Consider the following 15,143-nt stretch of genomic DNA (forward strand, 5'->3'; position numbering starts at 1 on the left):
ATGGGCAGAAGGGACAGGGGATCATACCCCCGTTGGAGCGGTCGGACCTGTCGCTATGCTGTCGCAGTGATGCTGCGACCGCACAATTCCATGGCGTATGCGACGTTACCAGAGCACAGCTTCGGCGCTGGCGATGACAGCCGTGGGACGCCTTGAAACGCTGCGGGGCCGTGCCACTGTCGTGACCGGCCCCGCAGTACCACACACCCGGATCAGCCCTTGGCGGGCAGCGCCTCGGTCATCGCCAGCGGCACGGCATCGACCGGCGGCGGCAGTTCGCTTTCGCGACCATCCAGCGCCAGCTTCAGGCGGTCGCGGTCCAGCGCACCTTCCCAGCGCGAGACCACCACCGTGGCCACCGCGTTGCCGATGAAGTTGGTCAGCGAGCGGCACTCGCTCATGAAGCGGTCCACGCCCAGGATCAGCGCCATGCCGGCCACCGGCACTTCCGGCACCACCGCCAGGGTGGCGGCCAGGGTGATGAAGCCGGCACCGGTGACGCCGGCAGCGCCCTTGGAGCTGAGCATCGCCACCAGCAGCAGCGCGATCTGGTGGCCCAGGGTCAGCTCGGTGTTGGTGGCCTGGGCGATGAACAGCGCGGCCAGGGTCATGTAGATGTTGGTGCCGTCCAGGTTGAACGAGTAACCGGTGGGGACCACCAGGCCGACCACCGACTTGCTGCAGCCGGCACGTTCCATCTTCTCCATCAGCGACGGCAGCGCCGACTCCGACGACGAGGTGCCCAGCACCAGCAGCAGCTCGGCCTTCAGGTAACGGGCCAGCTTGAACACCGAGAAGCCACACAGGCGGCAGACCACGCCCAGGATCACGGCAACGAACAGGAACGCGGTGAGGTAGAACGAGCCGACCAGCCAGGCCAGGTTGACCAGCGAGCCGACGCCGTACTTGCCGATGGTGAAGGCGATGGCACCGAAGGCACCGATCGGCGCGGCCTTCATCAGGATGTGCACCAGCTTGAACACCGGCGCGACCAGCGCTTCCAGGAAGTTCTGGATCGGCTTGCCCTTCTCGCCCACCGAGGCCAGCGCGATGCCGAACAGCACCGCCACGAACAGCACCTGCAGGATGTTGCCGTCAACGAAGGCGCTGATCAGCGTCTTCGGGATGATGTCCATCAGGAAGCCGACCAGGGTCAGGTCGTGCGACTTCTCGACATAGCTGTGCACCGCGGTCTGGTCCAGCTCGGCCGGGTTGATGTTCATGCCGGCGCCGGGCTGCACCACGTGCGCCACGATCATGCCGACGATCAGCGCCAGCGTGGAGAAGAACAGGAAATACGCCATCGCCTTGGCGAACACCCGGCCCACCGTGCGCAGGTGGGTCATGCCGGCGATGCCGGTGACGATGGTCAGGAAGATCACCGGGGCGATGATCATCTTCACCAGGTTGATGAAGGCATCGCCGAGCGGCTTCATCTTCTCGCCGATCAGCGGCTCGTAGTGGCCGAGGACAGCACCCAGGACGATCGCCACGATCACCTGGAAATACAGTTGGCGGTAGAGCGGCAACGGCTTGCTGGGCACCGGCGCAGCGGTCGGGATGTGCATGGCGGACTCCGGAAGGGGCGTTTTCAGGCACGTACGGCCCCGGAAATGCACGGGAACCGTTACCGTGGAAACTGACCGCACGCCCCGTGACTGCAGGCGCAGGGGTGCGACCAATGGACGCCTTTGTACGCGCCGGGCACGCCAGCGCAGATAACCTATTGGTACTAGCCCCCCGGTTCAGGTGGCTGCGCTGCCTACACTGGCGCCGCACCCCTGATCGCGGGGACGCCGGTGGCCCGACCTGAACGGCCGGGCGCGTCATTGCGAAAGTTCCGGCCATCGCGGCCGTTGTTGTCCTGTCCACACGCAATCCGAGAGAGCCGCACCACCCATGCGCCCGATTCCCACCTTGCTGGCCCTTTCCCTGGCCGCCCTCCCCGCCTTCGCATCCGCTGCGGATTTCGACAACTGGCCGACCAAGTACGCCTTCGGCGACGGCACCGAGCTGGCCGCTACCGCCAACATCGCCTACGACTACAACGACTTCTCGTCCGCCAGCGGCATCGAGGATGACGATGCGGTGCGTCGCAAGGAGTTCGGCGCGACCCTGAAAAAGAAGGGTGTGTACGACGCGATGGTCTACTACGACTTCCAGGCCGATACCTGGCTGGACGTGTTCGTGCGCTTCGAGAGCAAGGCGTTCTTCGGCCGCGATGTCGGCCGCTTCCGCTTCGGCTACATGAAGACCCCGGTCGGCCTGGATGCCAACACCTCCTCGCGCGCCGGCAGCTTCCTGGAAACCGCGCTGCCCGTGCAGGCGTTCTACGCAGGCCGCCGCACCGGCGTGGAATGGGTGCTGGAGCGTCCGCAGTACCTGCTGCAGGCCGGCGCCTATGGCGGCAAGGACCTGCAGGGCGACAACCCCGGCACCACCCAGGCGGTGCGTGCGGTGTGGACGCCGGTGAAGGCACCGGGCGATGTGATCCACCTCGGCCTGGCCTATTCGCAGGAAAATCCGCGCGGTTACCACGATGGCCGCGACGTGCACCACGAAGCCAGCGCGCGCCTGCGGGCCCGTCCGGAAGCCGGCCTGACCGACATCCGCCTGGTCGATTCGGGGGCGCTGGTCACCGCCGACCAGATCCGCCGCACCGGCCTGGAAGGCATCTGGATCCGCGGTCCGTTCTCGCTGCAGGCCGAAGCGCTGCAGGCCACCGTCACCCGCAATGATGGCAAGCCCGACTACACCGGCCACGGTCAGTACGCGATGGCCAGCTGGGTGCTGACCGGCGAATCACGCCCGTACAACGCCGGCGCCGTTGCCAACATCAAGCCGGCGCACGACTACGGTGCGGTGGAACTGGTGGYCCGCTACAGCCGCCTGGACCTGGACGACGGCAGCATCCTCGGTGGCCGCCAGCACGACCTGACCCTGGGCGCGAACTGGTACCTGACCAGCCACTTCAAGTTCCAGGCCAACTACGTGAAGGTCGACGCCAGCCGTCGCGGTGTGCGCAGCACCCCGGAGATCTTCGAACTTCGCGCGCAGATGCACTTCTGATCCCTTCCACGCGTCAGATCCCGGCGGGCGTGCATGCCACGCCCGCCGGCCCTGCGTAGACTGCCGCCATGTACTGGCTCAGCCGACACCGCCTGCAGTTGCTGACTATTCTGGTGATGGTGGCCGGCACCGTGCTGTGCGCGGCCGCCGCAGGCCACTACGCCTGGCGTCGCGCGCTGGGCACCGAAAGCGCGCAGGTGCAGCGGCAGCTGCAGCTGTATGGCCAGGGCCTGCAACAGCGCATCGACCGGTTCGGCACCCTGCCGCAGGTGATGGCGCTGGACCCGGACCTGCTGCATGCACTGCAGGTGCCGCCCCAGCCCGCCGAGCGGCAGCGCCTGAACCTCAAACTGCAGCGCGCCAACCAGGTTACCCGCACCTCGACACTGACCCTGGTCGGCCGCGATGGCGTGGCCGTGGCCGCCAGCAACTGGGACCAGCCGACCAGCAACGTCGGCGAGGATTACAGCTACCGTCCGTACTACCAGCAGGCGCTGGCCCATGGTCGTGGTCGCTTCTACGGCATCGGCATGACCACCGGCGTGCCCGGCTACTTCATGTCCGAGGCCATCCTCGATGCCGACAGCCAGCGCATCGGCGTGATCGTGATCAAGATCGAGCTGTCGGCACTGGAACAGGAATGGTTGAACAGCCCGGACGTGGTGCTGACCAGCGACAACCACGACGTGGTGTTCCTGGCCAACCGCGATGCCTGGCGCTACCGCCTTCTGCGTCCGCTCGGCACGGAGGAACGCCGCGAGATGCGCGCGGCGCGGCAGTATGCCGACCGCTCGCTGCAGCCGCTGCGCGTGCGCACCGAAGATGTGCTGGCCGATGGCGGCCGCATGGTGCGCCTGCTCGACCCGGCACTGCCGCAGGCGATGCTGTGGCAGACCCTGGCGCTGCCCGACGAAGACTGGAGCCTGCACCTGCTGCACGACGCCAGCGCGGCCACCAGCGCCGGCCGCGGCGCGGCAGTGGCCGGCGCCGCCGCTTGGCTGGCGCTGGGTTTCCTGGTGCTGTTCGTGCAGCAACGGCGTCGCCTGTCCAAGCACCGCCAGCGCAGCCGGCGTGAACTGGAAACCCTGCTCAAGCAGCATGCACAGGAACTGCGGACCGCCCAGGACGGCCTGCTGGAAGCCGCGACCGATGCAGACGTTGGCTTGAGCCGCAGCCTCGAACATCTGCCGCAGGGCGTGGTGGTGATCGACAAGGAACAGCGTCTGGTCGCGTGGAATTCGCGCTATCTGGAATTGTTCCGCTTCCCGGCGGGACTGGTGCGGGTGGGCCGCCCGATCGAGGAACTGTTCCGCTTCAACGCACGTCGCGGCCTGTTGGGGCCCGGCCCGATCGACGAGGCCATCGAACGCCGCCTGACCCACCTGCGCAGTGGCCGCCCACACATGCGCGAGAGCGAGAAGGACGACGGCACGGTGCTGGAGATCCGCGGCAACCCGCTGCCCGACGGTGGCTTCGTCACCAGCTATGCCGACATCACCAGTTACAAGAACGCTGCACGCGAGCTGCGTTCGCTGGCCGATGCGCTGGAACACCGCGTGGCCGAACGCACCCAGGATCTGGACGAAGCCCGCCGCGAAGCCGAGCAGGCCAACCGTTACAAGACCCGCTTCGTCGCCTCGGCCGTGCACGACCTGCTGCAGCCGCTGAATGCCGCGCGCATGTTCGTGTCGGTGCTGCGCGGCAAGCTCACCGACCCCGAACAGCAACAGACCAGCGACCATATCGACGCCGCACTGGCCGCGCAGGACGCGATCCTCAACAGCCTGCTGGATATTTCACGGCTGGAGTCGGGGTCGTTGCAGGTACGGGTGCGCGCATTCGCGCTGTCTCCCTTGCTGGAAACCCTGGCGCGCGAGTTCGGCATCGCCGCACAGAGCCGCGGCCTGCAGCTGGACTGGGTGGACACTCGTGCGGTGATCGTCAGCGACGAAGCACTGCTGCGGCGCATCCTGCAGAACTTCCTGTCCAATGCGCTGCGCTATACGCCACGTGGCCGCGTGCTGATCGGCTGCCGGCGTGCAGGCGACCAGCTGCGCATCGAGGTGCATGACCAGGGACCAGGTATTCCGGAAAGCCTGCAGGGCGAGATCTTCGAAGAATTCCGTCGCCTCAACGACGGCGTGGAGCAGGAACGGGGCGCCGGCCTGGGCCTGGCCATCGTTGAACGCATCGGTCGACTGCTCGGACACCGCATCAGCCTGCGTTCCGCGCTGGGCAAGGGCAGCGTATTCGCGGTGAGCGTGGCACTCGGGCGCGCCGACGAGGTGATTGCGCCGCCGGCGGCGCCGGTCGTCGCGACCGAGCCGTCCGATGACAGCCCGCTGCGGCAATGTCGGGTCTGGAGCATCGATGATGACCCGCATGTCTGTGCGGCGACCCGTGCCCTGCTGGAACGCTGGGGCTGCCATGTGGAACTTGCCGATGGCCCCCAGGGGGCACTGGAAATCGCCAGTGCGCTGAACGTGCCGCAGCTGTTGCTGCTGGACGTACGCATGGGGCAATGGCACGGACCGGACCTGTATGAAGCGCTGTGCACGCTGTGGAAGGCGCGGCCACCGGTGATCCTGGTGACCGCTGAGCGCGATGATGCGCTGAAAGTGCATGCTGCCGAGAACGGTTGGGGCTTCCTGCTCAAGCCCGTGCGGCCGCCGGCGCTGCGGGCGTTGATGACGCAGCTGCTGTTGCGGCATCGCGGGTAAGTCAGTCGCACCTGAGCGAGGACCATCGGCCCGCGTCAGAGCGTTCACGCTCTGACGTGAGCGGGTGCTCCGCCACTTGATGGCCAGACATCCTTCGCTTGCCATCCGCTCTTTGAGAGGAGGAAGGGAAGCGACGTACTCGTGACGAAGCATGGGCATAGTCCGAACAACAAACGAGCAATCGCCCTACTTACCAACGTTGCTGAAGATCAGACAATTGCGTGCCCGGGCCAACCGGCCAGCCAGACCAGAGGCAACAACCGTGCTCCCTCGTCCCGTGCCCCCTGCATCTACAAGACACTTCGGCCTGATCGCGGCAATGCTTCTCGGCCTGTACTGCAGCGGATGCGTCGATGGCAAATCACAAACAGCAGACCGCAATCAACAGAGATCCACAGAAGAAGGCGGCATCAATTACTTTCATCCGGACCTACCCGAACCAGCGGGCCGGTCCGGCCGAACGTCTTCGAATGAAGCTGTTTCAGCTTCGGCCAGCAATCGTAGAGAACGCACATTCGAGTACCTTCAAGTCGAATCCGGATTCATGGCAAACGGGGGCATCTCGAACCAGACAGCTGAAACCCTTTTGCGATCCAGCCGCAGCAGCTCTGATGCAATCGACCGTATGACCATCGACGCAGCGTCCAGCCCTGATGCCCAGGACCTGACCAGGCACTATCGATCATCTCTCGAGCGCGCAATGGGTCAGGACGGGGTTCTTGATCGCCTCGCGTGCGGCCTGAGCATATGCATTGGTATCGCTCGCGCCCAAAGCAGTGCCGATCACGAAGCATGGGGCCACAGACTGGCGTCAGACCGATCATCTCCCACATACAGCTACGCCGAAGTATCTGAGAAGCTCGGCGCGGGATACGAGAACAGATTCATGTTCTCTACCGATCCCGAACTGAATTCGATCAGCGGGAACTGATCAGGAAAGCGGAACAGCATCCACAACGACGCAGTACATGCGCCAACGTCCCGTCTCTGTCAGCCATCCAATCCAACGCGCGCATCGCCTTCCGGCTCCAGCGCCTTCACCAGCACTGCCGCCTGCGTGCGGCTGTGGCATTCGAGCTTCTTCAGGATGGCGGTCACGTGCACCTTCACCGTGTTTTCGGCCAAGCCCAGTTCATAGGCGATCTGCTTGTTGAGCAGCCCGTCGGCCAGGCACAGCAGCACCCGGAACTGCTGCGGCGTCAGCTGCGCCAGGCGGCTGGCCAGCAACGCGTCGGCCTCGGAACGCTCAGCGGCCATCGCCGGGAACCACAGGCCACCATCGAGCACCGCTGCCACCGCTTCACCGATGGTTTCGGCAGGCGCGGACTTGGGAATGAAGCCGGCCGCGCCGAACTGCTGCGCGCGGCGGATCACCCGCGGGTGGTCGTTGGAGGACAGGATCACCACCGGAATGTCCGGGTGCGAACCGCGCACGTGCAGCAGCGCGGAGAATCCATGTGCGCCCGGCATGGTCAGGTCCAGCAGCACCAGATCCACATCGGGCTGTGCGTCCAGCGAGGTGGCCAGTGCTTCGGCGCTGGCCACCTCGCGTACCTGCGCCAGCGGCAGACTCTGCCGCAACGACTGCACCACCGCCGAACGCAGCAGCGGATGGTCATCGGCGATCAGGATGGTGTATTCGCTCATGCGGCCATTGTACGGGCAGCGAACTGCCTCCGCCGGGCATGGCCCGGCGCTACCGGAGCACCAGTACGGGCGCTACCGCCCCGCCGGCTCCACGCTGCTGCGCCATGCATCCAGGAACTGGCGGCGCTTGAGCGCATCCAGGTAGACCAGCAGGCCGGGGCCGAGCTGGATCGGGCGACGGCTGCGGCCAGGGGCATCCCCGCCGCCTGCATCGCTGCGCACGATCGGCATCAGCCGCGCTTCCCGCGCGAGCACCTGCTGGCCACGTGGCGACAGCAGGTAGTCGAGGAAGCGCCGCGCTTCCTGCGGGTGCGCGCCGGTACGCGGAATCACCGCCGTACGCAGTACCACCAGCGTGTAGTCTTCCGGCTCGACGATGGCCAGCGGTGCGCCCGCATCGATACGCGCCTGCGCATACGAGCCCAGCACGTTGTAGACCAGCGACAACTGGCCGCTGGCCACGTGGTCCAGCAGCACGCCGGTGCGCTCCTCGCGCACCACCGCGTTGTCCCCCAGCGCACCAAGCAGGGCCCCGGCGATGCTGCCGCGCTGGGCGTCCTGGGTCGCCAGCAGGTAGCCCACGCTGCTGCGTTCGATATCGTAGGTACCGACCTTGCCGCGCAACGGCGCCCCTTCCGCGCGCAGCAGGTCCAGGAGCTGTCGACGCGTGTGCGGCGCCTTCGCGGCCGGCAGCCCGCGGGTGTTGTAGACCATCACCACCGGTTCGTAGCTGATGCCGAATGCCTCGCCACGCCATTGCGCCCACGCTGGCAGCGCCTGGGTCTGCAGCGAGCGGTGTGGCAACGCGTGGCCGTCGTTGACCAGCTTGGTCTGCAGGTCCATGCCGCTGGAAATCAGCAGGTCCGGCGACGCAGGCCCGCTGCGGTCGCGCAGGTAACGCGCGTACAGGTCCTGGGTGATGATGTCTTCGTACACCACCTCGCTGCCCGGATGCAGCCGCTGGTAATCGGCGATGACCTCGGCGAAGACCTCGATATCGGTAGTGCCGTGGATGCGCAGCTGCGCGGTGGCGGCGCCTTGGGCGGGGAAGCGGCGTACATCGCCCGGCGCGGCGAGTGCTGGCATCGCCAGCAACAGGGCAACAACAACGACGAACAGGCGGATCATGTGCTGCTCCGGGGCAGGCGGATGGTGGCGACCAGGCCACCCTGCGGTCGATTGCTGAGATCGATCTGCCCGCCATGGCTGTCGACCACCCGCTTGACGATGGCCAGGCCAAGGCCTGCACCGCCGGAGGGTGCGCCCTCGCCGCGCGCGAAACGCTCGAACACGCGTTCGGCATCGGCGGCGGCGATGCCGGTGCCGTGGTCGGCGATGGTGAGCACGGCCTGTCCGCCTTCAGCGGTCAGCGCGATCTGCAAGGGGCCATCACCGCCGTACTTCAGCGCGTTGTCGACCAGATTCTTGATGGCTTCGCGCAGCAGCAGCGCGTCGCCATGCACCTGCACCGGCTCGGCCGTCATCGCCAGCTGCACGCGCGGGGCGGGCCCTGCCTGCGGCAGCGCTTCATGCAGGGCCTGGTGCACGGTCTCGGCCAGGTCCACGGTGGCGAAGCGCTGCAGATGTGACCGATGGATCACGCTGGCATCGCTGAGCAGCTGGTTGAGCAGCCGGCTCATGTGGGTGGCGTTGCGCTCGATCGCCTGCAGGCTGCGCCGCATGTCTTCCGGATCGTCGTCGTCCAGCGCCAGCTGTGCCTGCGCACGCAGCGCGGCCAACGGCGTGCGCATCTGGTGCGCGGCCTCGGCCATGAACGCGCGCAGGGTTTCATTGCTGCTGGACAGGCGCTCCATGAAGCGGTTCAGCGCGGCCACCATCTGGTCCATCTCGCGTGGCACGCGCGCATCGAGCGGTTTCAGGTCGGACGGCTCACGGCGTGACAGTTCGCGCTCGACCCGCACCAGCGGCCGGAACGCGCGGTGCACGCCGAACGCCACCAGTGCCAGCAGCAATCCCGACAGCACGCCGATGGCCAACAGCGCGCGGGTGACCAGTTCCTGCGCCACCGCTTCGCGTGCACGCCGGGTCTGCCCCACCTGCACCTGCACCTCGCCCTGCGCGGAGGCCGCGGCAAAGCTGCGGCCGACCACCACGAAACGCACGATCTCGCCGCTGTAGGGCGCATCGAACAACTGCGGTTGCGTGCCCGGCCGCCGCGGCGACGCAGGCAGGTCACCGTAGCCGGTGATCAGGTTGCCGCGGCTGTCGGCGATCCGGTAGAACACGCGGTCTTCCGGCGCCATCGCCAGAAGGTCCAGCGCGGCATACGGAAGGTCCACCTGCCACTGGCCATCGACCAATGCCACCGAATCGGCGATCGACAGGGCCGACGACACCAGCAGATGGTCGTAGGAGCGGTTGGCGGCGCGCTGGCCGTAGTCGCGTGCAGCGAACAGCAACGCCACCGCGAACACCGCCAGCAACGCGCCCAGGTACAGCAGCAGGGTGCGCCGCAGCGACCCGGGGGCGGCACTTGCGCTGCGCGCGTCAGCCATCGGCATCGGCCGGGCCGTCGCTGGCTTCAAGCAGATAGCCGACACCACGCACCGTGGTGATGCGCAGCGGCGCGCCCGCCAGCTTTCTGCGCAGGCGACCGATGTACAGCTCGATGGCATTCGGCCCGGCTTCGTCATCGAAGCCGAACAGGCCATTGCCGATCTCATCCTTGCCCACCACCTGGCCCAAGCGCCCGACCAGGATCTCCAGCAACCGATACTCGCGGTTGGGCAGCTCGATCGGCTCGCCATCCAGGGTCACCCGGTGCGCAGCGTTGTCGAACTGGAAGCCGCCGATCTGCACCACTTCGCTGGCTTGCCCGCGTGCACGTCGCAGCAGCACGCGGCAGCGCGCTTCGAATTCACGGAAGTCGAATGGCTTGCCGAGGTAGTCATCAGCACCGACATCGAGTGCCTGCACGCGATCTTCGATGCCATCGCGTGCGGTCAGCATCAGCACCGGTGTGCTGTCACCACGCTCGCGCATGCCGGCCAGCACCCGCAGCCCATCCAGTTTTGGCAGGCCGATATCCAGCACCACCAGATCGAAACTCTGGTAACGCAGCACGCTGGCGGCGGCCAGGCCGTCGGCCTGCCAGTCCACCGCGTGACCACTGCGGCGCATGCGACGGATGATCGCATCGGCCAGGTCCGGGTTGTCTTCGACCAGCAGCAGGCGCATGGGCACAACAGTGGGAGGGGAAACGAATGCTACCGCATGGCGCCGCTGCGCTCGCCGGGCATGGCCGGGCGCTACCGATGCTGACCTGTTCCTCCGGTCATGGATCGGCGCCCCTGGGTGCATCGTCGCCGGGTAGCGCCGGGCCATGCCCGGGGAGCGCAGCGGAGACCATTTACGCTGCACCGCACAAACCGCTGACAGGACGATGACAGCTTGCGCGACACAGACTGCGGCCGCGCACCGTCCGGTGCCCACGATTGCCGCGCGCCTGGCGCGCACCTGGGAGGGTTTGTGGAATTGAGCATTGCCTGGCGGCGTCCTGCCGCCATGATGGCCCTGGCTGCGCTGGCCGCGCCGGCCTTCGCCGAAGACGAGCGTCCAGTGACCGCCACGGTGGGCGGCCGCCTGCACCTGGACTTCGCCACCTTCGACAACGACAACCGGGGTACGCCGAACAAGGACGACACCGAGATCCGCCGCGCCTGGGTTGACGTGTCCGGCAAGTTCTTCGTGGTCGACTACAAGCTGGAAGCCGATTTCTCCGGCGACCGTGTCGAGGCCAAGGACGTCTACCTGAGCCGCAGCTTCGGCGATGCCGGTCGCCTCACCGTGGGCCAGTTCAAGCAGTATTTCTCGCTGGACGACCGCACCGGTTCCAACTACGGCAGCTTCTTGGAGCGCGGCAACGCCGGCACCACGCTGGCGCCGCTGTACCGGCTGGGCGCCTCGTGGCAGGCCAACCCGGGCGATTTCACCTGGGCGGCCAGCGTGTACAGCCTGGAGAGCATCGATGCCTGGCAGGTCAAGGGCCGCGCTGCGGGTGGACGCGTTACCTGGGCGCCGTCACCCAGCGAGGGCGACGTGCTGCACCTGGGCCTGTCGCTGGCCCGCGAGGCCTATGACAACCCGGGCGGCAACGGCACCCCGGGCCTGAAGATCCGTCCGCGTCCGGCCGGCCATCTGTCCGACGAAAGCCGCCTGACCCTGGTCGACTTCTCCGCTGGCCGCGATACCGACGTCAACAAGTGGTCGCTGGAATATGCGCAGGTGCGCGGCCCGCTGTCATGGCAGGGCGAGTTCAGCGGCGCCACCTTCGATGATGGCGCCCAGCGCGGTGACGTGATGGCCGCCTACGGCATGCTCAGCTGGTTCGTTACCGGCGAAAGCCGCGCCTACGACCGCAAGACCGGCCGCTTCGCCCGGGTCAAGAACATCCGCCACAAGGCCGGTGCCTTCGAAGTGGCCCTGCGCTACGACCAGATGTGGGGCGCGCAGCACCTCGATGGTGCGCCGGACCTGCGCCGTGGCAGTACCGAAGGCTGGACGCTGGGCGGCAACTGGTACCTGCGCGACAACCTGCGCTTCATGCTCAACGTGATCGAAAGCCGCAACCGCGACCRCCTCGCCGGCGCCACGGTGGATCGCACGCGCGCGGTCACCGGGCGCCTGCAGTTCGACTTCTAACGCGTTTTCCCCGGGCACGCACGCTCGGGCCCCTTCCACGTCCCACGTCCTGTTTCCTCTAGGAGTCCGCAGATGATGCTGAGCATCCTCGGCTTTGGCATGGTCATTACGTTCATGTACTTGATCATGAGCAAACGACTGTCGCCGCTCGTTGCCCTGATCACCATTCCCATCATCTTCGCCCTGATCGGTGGCTTCGCCGCCGGCATCGACGAGATGATGCTGGAAGGCATCAAGAAGATCGCGCCGACGGGCGTGATGTTGATGTTCGCCATTCTCTACTTCGGCGTGATGATCGATGCAGGCCTGTTCGATCCGCTGGTGCGGATCATCCTGCGCTTCGTCAAGGGCGACCCGATGAAGATCGTGCTTGGCACCGCCGTGCTGGCGATGCTGATCTCGCTCGACGGCGATGGCTCGACCACCTACATGATCACCGTCTCGGCGATGCTGCCGCTGTACCAGCGGCTGGGCATGAACGCGCTGAACATGACCTGCGTGACCATTCTCGCTGGTGGCGTGATGAACCTGACCCCGTGGGGCGGCCCGACCGCGCGCGCGGCCACCGCACTGCACGTGGATCCTGCCGATGTGTTCGTGCCACTGATTCCCTCGATGGTGATCGCCTGCGCTGGCGTGCTGCTGCTGGCCTGGTACCTGGGCCTGAAGGAGCGTCGTCGCCTGGGCGTGGTGACCCTGCCCAAGGGCGGCAGCTGGATGGACAACAGCGTGTCCGATGACGGCAACACGCTGCCGACCGTGGAAGACGCCGAAGACACCAAGCGCCCCAAGCTGCTGTGGGTGAACCTGGTGCTGACCCTGGCGCTGATGAGCGCGCTCATCATCGGTGTGCTGCCGATGCCGGTGTTGTTCATGATCGGCTTCGCCATCGCGCTGGTGATCAACTACCCGAACCTGGCCGAACAGCGCCGCCGCGTGGTCAGCCATGCCGGCAGCGTGCTGTCGGTGGTGGCGCTGATCTTCGCCGCAGGCATCTTCACCGGCATCCTCAACAACACCGGCATGGTCGAGGCGATGTCGCACAGCTTCCTGGCGATCATCCCAGACAGCTGGGGCCCGTACCTGGCGGTGATCACCGCCGTGGCCTCGATGCCGTTCACCTTCTTCATGTCCAACGACGCGTTCTACTTCGGCGTGCTGCCGATCCTGTCCGAGGCGGCCGGCAACTACGGCATCACCCCGGTGGAAATGGCCCGCGCGTCGCTGGCCGGGCAGCCGGTGCACCTGCTCAGCCCGCTGGTGCCTTCCACCTATCTGCTGGTGGGGCTGGCCAAGGTTGAATTCGCCGACCACCAGAAATTCACCCTGAAGTGGGCGATCGCCATTTCGCTGCTGCTGATGATCGGCGGCCTGTTGTTCGGGCTCTATCCCTTCACGGCCTGATTTCCTTACCAAGGAGCGTTCTGCAATGACTCTTCGCATCGCCTACGTCACCAGCGGGATGGGCAGTGTCGGCACTGCCATCTGCCAGAGCCTGGCCCATTCCGGCCATACCGTGGTCGCCGGCTGCGCGCCCAACTCGCCGCGCAAGGCCAACTGGCTGCGCGAGCAGCGCGAACAGGGCTTTGATTTCATCGCCTCCGAAGGCAACGCCACCGATTGGGCGTCGACCACCGCGGCCTTCGCCAAAGTGCGTGCCGAGGTCGGCGAGGTGGACGTGCTGGTCAACAACTCCGGCGGCAGCCGCGACCTGCTGTTCCGGCAGATGACGGTGGAGGACTGGAATGCGGTGATCGCCTCCAATCTCAATTCGCTGTTCAACCTGACCAAGCAGGTGGTCGATGGCATGGCCACGCGTGGCTGGGGCCGCATCATCAACATCGGTTCGGTCAGCGCCCACAAGGGCCAGATCGGCCAGGTGAACTACGCCACGGCAAAAGCCGCGATGCACGGTTTCAGCCGTGCGCTGGCCGCTGAAGTCGCCTCGCGCGGGGTCACCGTCAACACGCTGTCGCCGGGCTACATCGCCAGCCAGGCGATCAGCAGCTTCCCACCGGACGTGCTGGATCGACTGGCCGCGTCGGTACCGGTGCGGCGCCTGGGTCGCCCGGAAGAAGTGGCCGGCCTGTGTGCCTGGCTGGCTTCGGATGAAGCCTCCTACGTGACCGGTGCCGACTATCCGGTCAACGGTGGCCTGTACATGGGCTAGCCCTCTCCGCGCAGGGCGTGGGTCTGCTTCCCTCCCCCGGCAGATTCACGCCCTGCGCGGCTTCCCCCACGACGCCGTTCGTTGGTTTTCCGTAAACAAGGTTTCATGTTCCGTTCGCATAGTGGCCGTGCACCACGCCCCCGGGCCGGTGACCATCCCCCATGCAACGGACCATCATGCAGACCCGATACCTGACGATCGCCGTGGCGATCGCGCTTTCCGCCGCCAGCGCCCATGCCGCTGAAGCCACCGACGCCACCGCCGATACCGCGCTGAGCGCGCAGACGCTGGATACCGTCTCGGTCATCGGCCAGGGCGAGACCCGCCAGGTGCAGCGCATCACCACCGTCGACAAGCAGGTGCTGCCGCCGGGTACCAGCGGCCAGAAGATCCTCGACCGCCTGCCCGGCGTGTCGGTGCAGTCCAACGATGCATTCGGTGCCAATGAGGAATCGCAGACCATCAGCCTGCGTGGCTTCGACAAGAGCCGCCTGGGTTACACGCTGGACGGCATCCCGCTGGGCGACAACAGCTACGGCAACTACAACGGCCTGAGCATCGCCCGTGCACTGATCGCCGAGAACCTGGCCGGCGCCGAGCTGTCGCAGGGTATCGGCTCGCTGGGCGTGGCCTCGACCAGCAACCTTGGCGGCACCATCCAGTACTTCTCGATGGACCCGTCCACCGAATTCGGCGGCCGCGCCAGCATCACCGTCGGCGATGACAACCAGCGCCGCGGCTACCTGCGGGTGGACACCGGCGACATCAACGGCTTCTCGGCCTACGTGTCCGGCGTGCACCAGGACCAGGACATGTGGGCCGCGCCGTACCAGAACCAGACCACCCGCCAGTTCAATGCCAAGGCGGTATGGAAC

General features: G+C 66.6%; 12 protein-coding genes. 7 read left to right on the plus strand and 5 right to left on the minus strand.

The genetic code is table 11. From position 1 onward, the window contains the following. Nucleotides 1–212 precede the first annotated feature (212 nt). Nucleotides 213–1,568, minus strand: a complete 1,356-nt coding sequence (locus AC1DJN_RS03780; protein ID WP_025874125.1) for a dicarboxylate/amino acid:cation symporter — start codon at nt 1,566–1,568, stop codon at nt 213–215. A gap of 331 nt (nt 1,569–1,899) precedes the next feature. Here AC1DJN_RS03780 and AC1DJN_RS03785 point away from each other — a divergent pair, with 331 nt between their 5' ends. From AC1DJN_RS03785 to AC1DJN_RS03795, 3 genes are all read left to right on the plus strand, one after another. Further along, on the plus strand, nt 1,900–3,069 hold the full coding sequence (locus tag AC1DJN_RS03785; protein WP_478038894.1) for an OprO/OprP family phosphate-selective porin: 1,170 nt from the start codon (nt 1,900–1,902) through the stop codon (nt 3,067–3,069). A gap of 68 nt (nt 3,070–3,137) precedes the next feature. Continuing rightward, nucleotides 3,138–5,789, plus strand: coding sequence for a hybrid sensor histidine kinase/response regulator (locus AC1DJN_RS03790; protein ID WP_032975434.1), 2,652 nt, complete (start codon nt 3,138–3,140; stop codon nt 5,787–5,789). Between the two features lie 319 nt (nt 5,790–6,108). Then, nucleotides 6,109–6,720: a hypothetical protein gene (locus AC1DJN_RS03795; protein ID WP_152543283.1), complete on the plus strand. Its 612-nt coding sequence runs from the start codon at nt 6,109–6,111 to the stop codon at nt 6,718–6,720. Between the two features lie 59 nt (nt 6,721–6,779). On the opposite strand, the gene AC1DJN_RS03800 is transcribed toward AC1DJN_RS03795, so the two are convergent. From AC1DJN_RS03800 to AC1DJN_RS03815, 4 genes are all read right to left on the minus strand, one after another. Then, nucleotides 6,780–7,436 (minus strand): response regulator, encoded by a 657-nt coding sequence (locus tag AC1DJN_RS03800; RefSeq protein ID WP_033831979.1) that lies wholly within the window; start codon nt 7,434–7,436, stop codon nt 6,780–6,782. A 72-nt stretch (nt 7,437–7,508) separates the two neighbouring features. Beyond that, the gene (locus AC1DJN_RS03805) at nt 7,509–8,564 is read right to left on the minus strand and encodes an ABC transporter substrate-binding protein (RefSeq protein WP_478013649.1); all 1,056 of its coding nucleotides are present in this window, start codon (nt 8,562–8,564) and stop codon (nt 7,509–7,511) included. Then, nucleotides 8,561–9,952, minus strand: a complete 1,392-nt coding sequence (locus AC1DJN_RS03810) for a sensor histidine kinase (protein ID WP_032975453.1) — start codon at nt 9,950–9,952, stop codon at nt 8,561–8,563. The genes AC1DJN_RS03805 and AC1DJN_RS03810 overlap by 4 nt, the downstream gene beginning before the upstream one ends. Then, nucleotides 9,945–10,634, minus strand: coding sequence for a response regulator transcription factor (locus tag AC1DJN_RS03815; RefSeq protein WP_025874118.1), 690 nt, complete (start codon nt 10,632–10,634; stop codon nt 9,945–9,947). Before AC1DJN_RS03815 ends, AC1DJN_RS03810 begins: the two co-directional genes overlap by 8 nt. A 327-nt stretch (nt 10,635–10,961) precedes the next feature. Here AC1DJN_RS03815 and AC1DJN_RS03820 point away from each other — a divergent pair, with 327 nt between their 5' ends. The 4 genes from AC1DJN_RS03820 to AC1DJN_RS03835 form a co-directional block, all read left to right on the plus strand. Beyond that, complete coding sequence (locus AC1DJN_RS03820; RefSeq protein WP_478038895.1) at nt 10,962–12,098, plus strand: OprO/OprP family phosphate-selective porin; 1,137 nt, start codon at nt 10,962–10,964, stop codon at nt 12,096–12,098. A 75-nt stretch (nt 12,099–12,173) separates the two neighbouring features. After that, nucleotides 12,174–13,502: a CitMHS family transporter gene (locus AC1DJN_RS03825; RefSeq protein ID WP_025874116.1), complete on the plus strand. Its 1,329-nt coding sequence runs from the start codon at nt 12,174–12,176 to the stop codon at nt 13,500–13,502. A 25-nt stretch (nt 13,503–13,527) separates the two neighbouring features. Next, nucleotides 13,528–14,268 carry an acetoacetyl-CoA reductase gene (gene phbB, locus AC1DJN_RS03830; RefSeq protein WP_442252359.1) on the plus strand — a complete coding sequence of 247 codons (741 nt, stop codon included), beginning with the start codon at nt 13,528–13,530 and terminating at the stop codon, nt 14,266–14,268. A gap of 173 nt (nt 14,269–14,441) precedes the next feature. Next, nucleotides 14,442–15,143: TonB-dependent receptor plug domain-containing protein (locus tag AC1DJN_RS03835; protein ID WP_478038896.1), on the plus strand; the 702-nt coding region annotated here is incomplete at its 3' end.

It is taken from the genome of Stenotrophomonas sp. 05L414_2 (assembly GCF_056397905.1).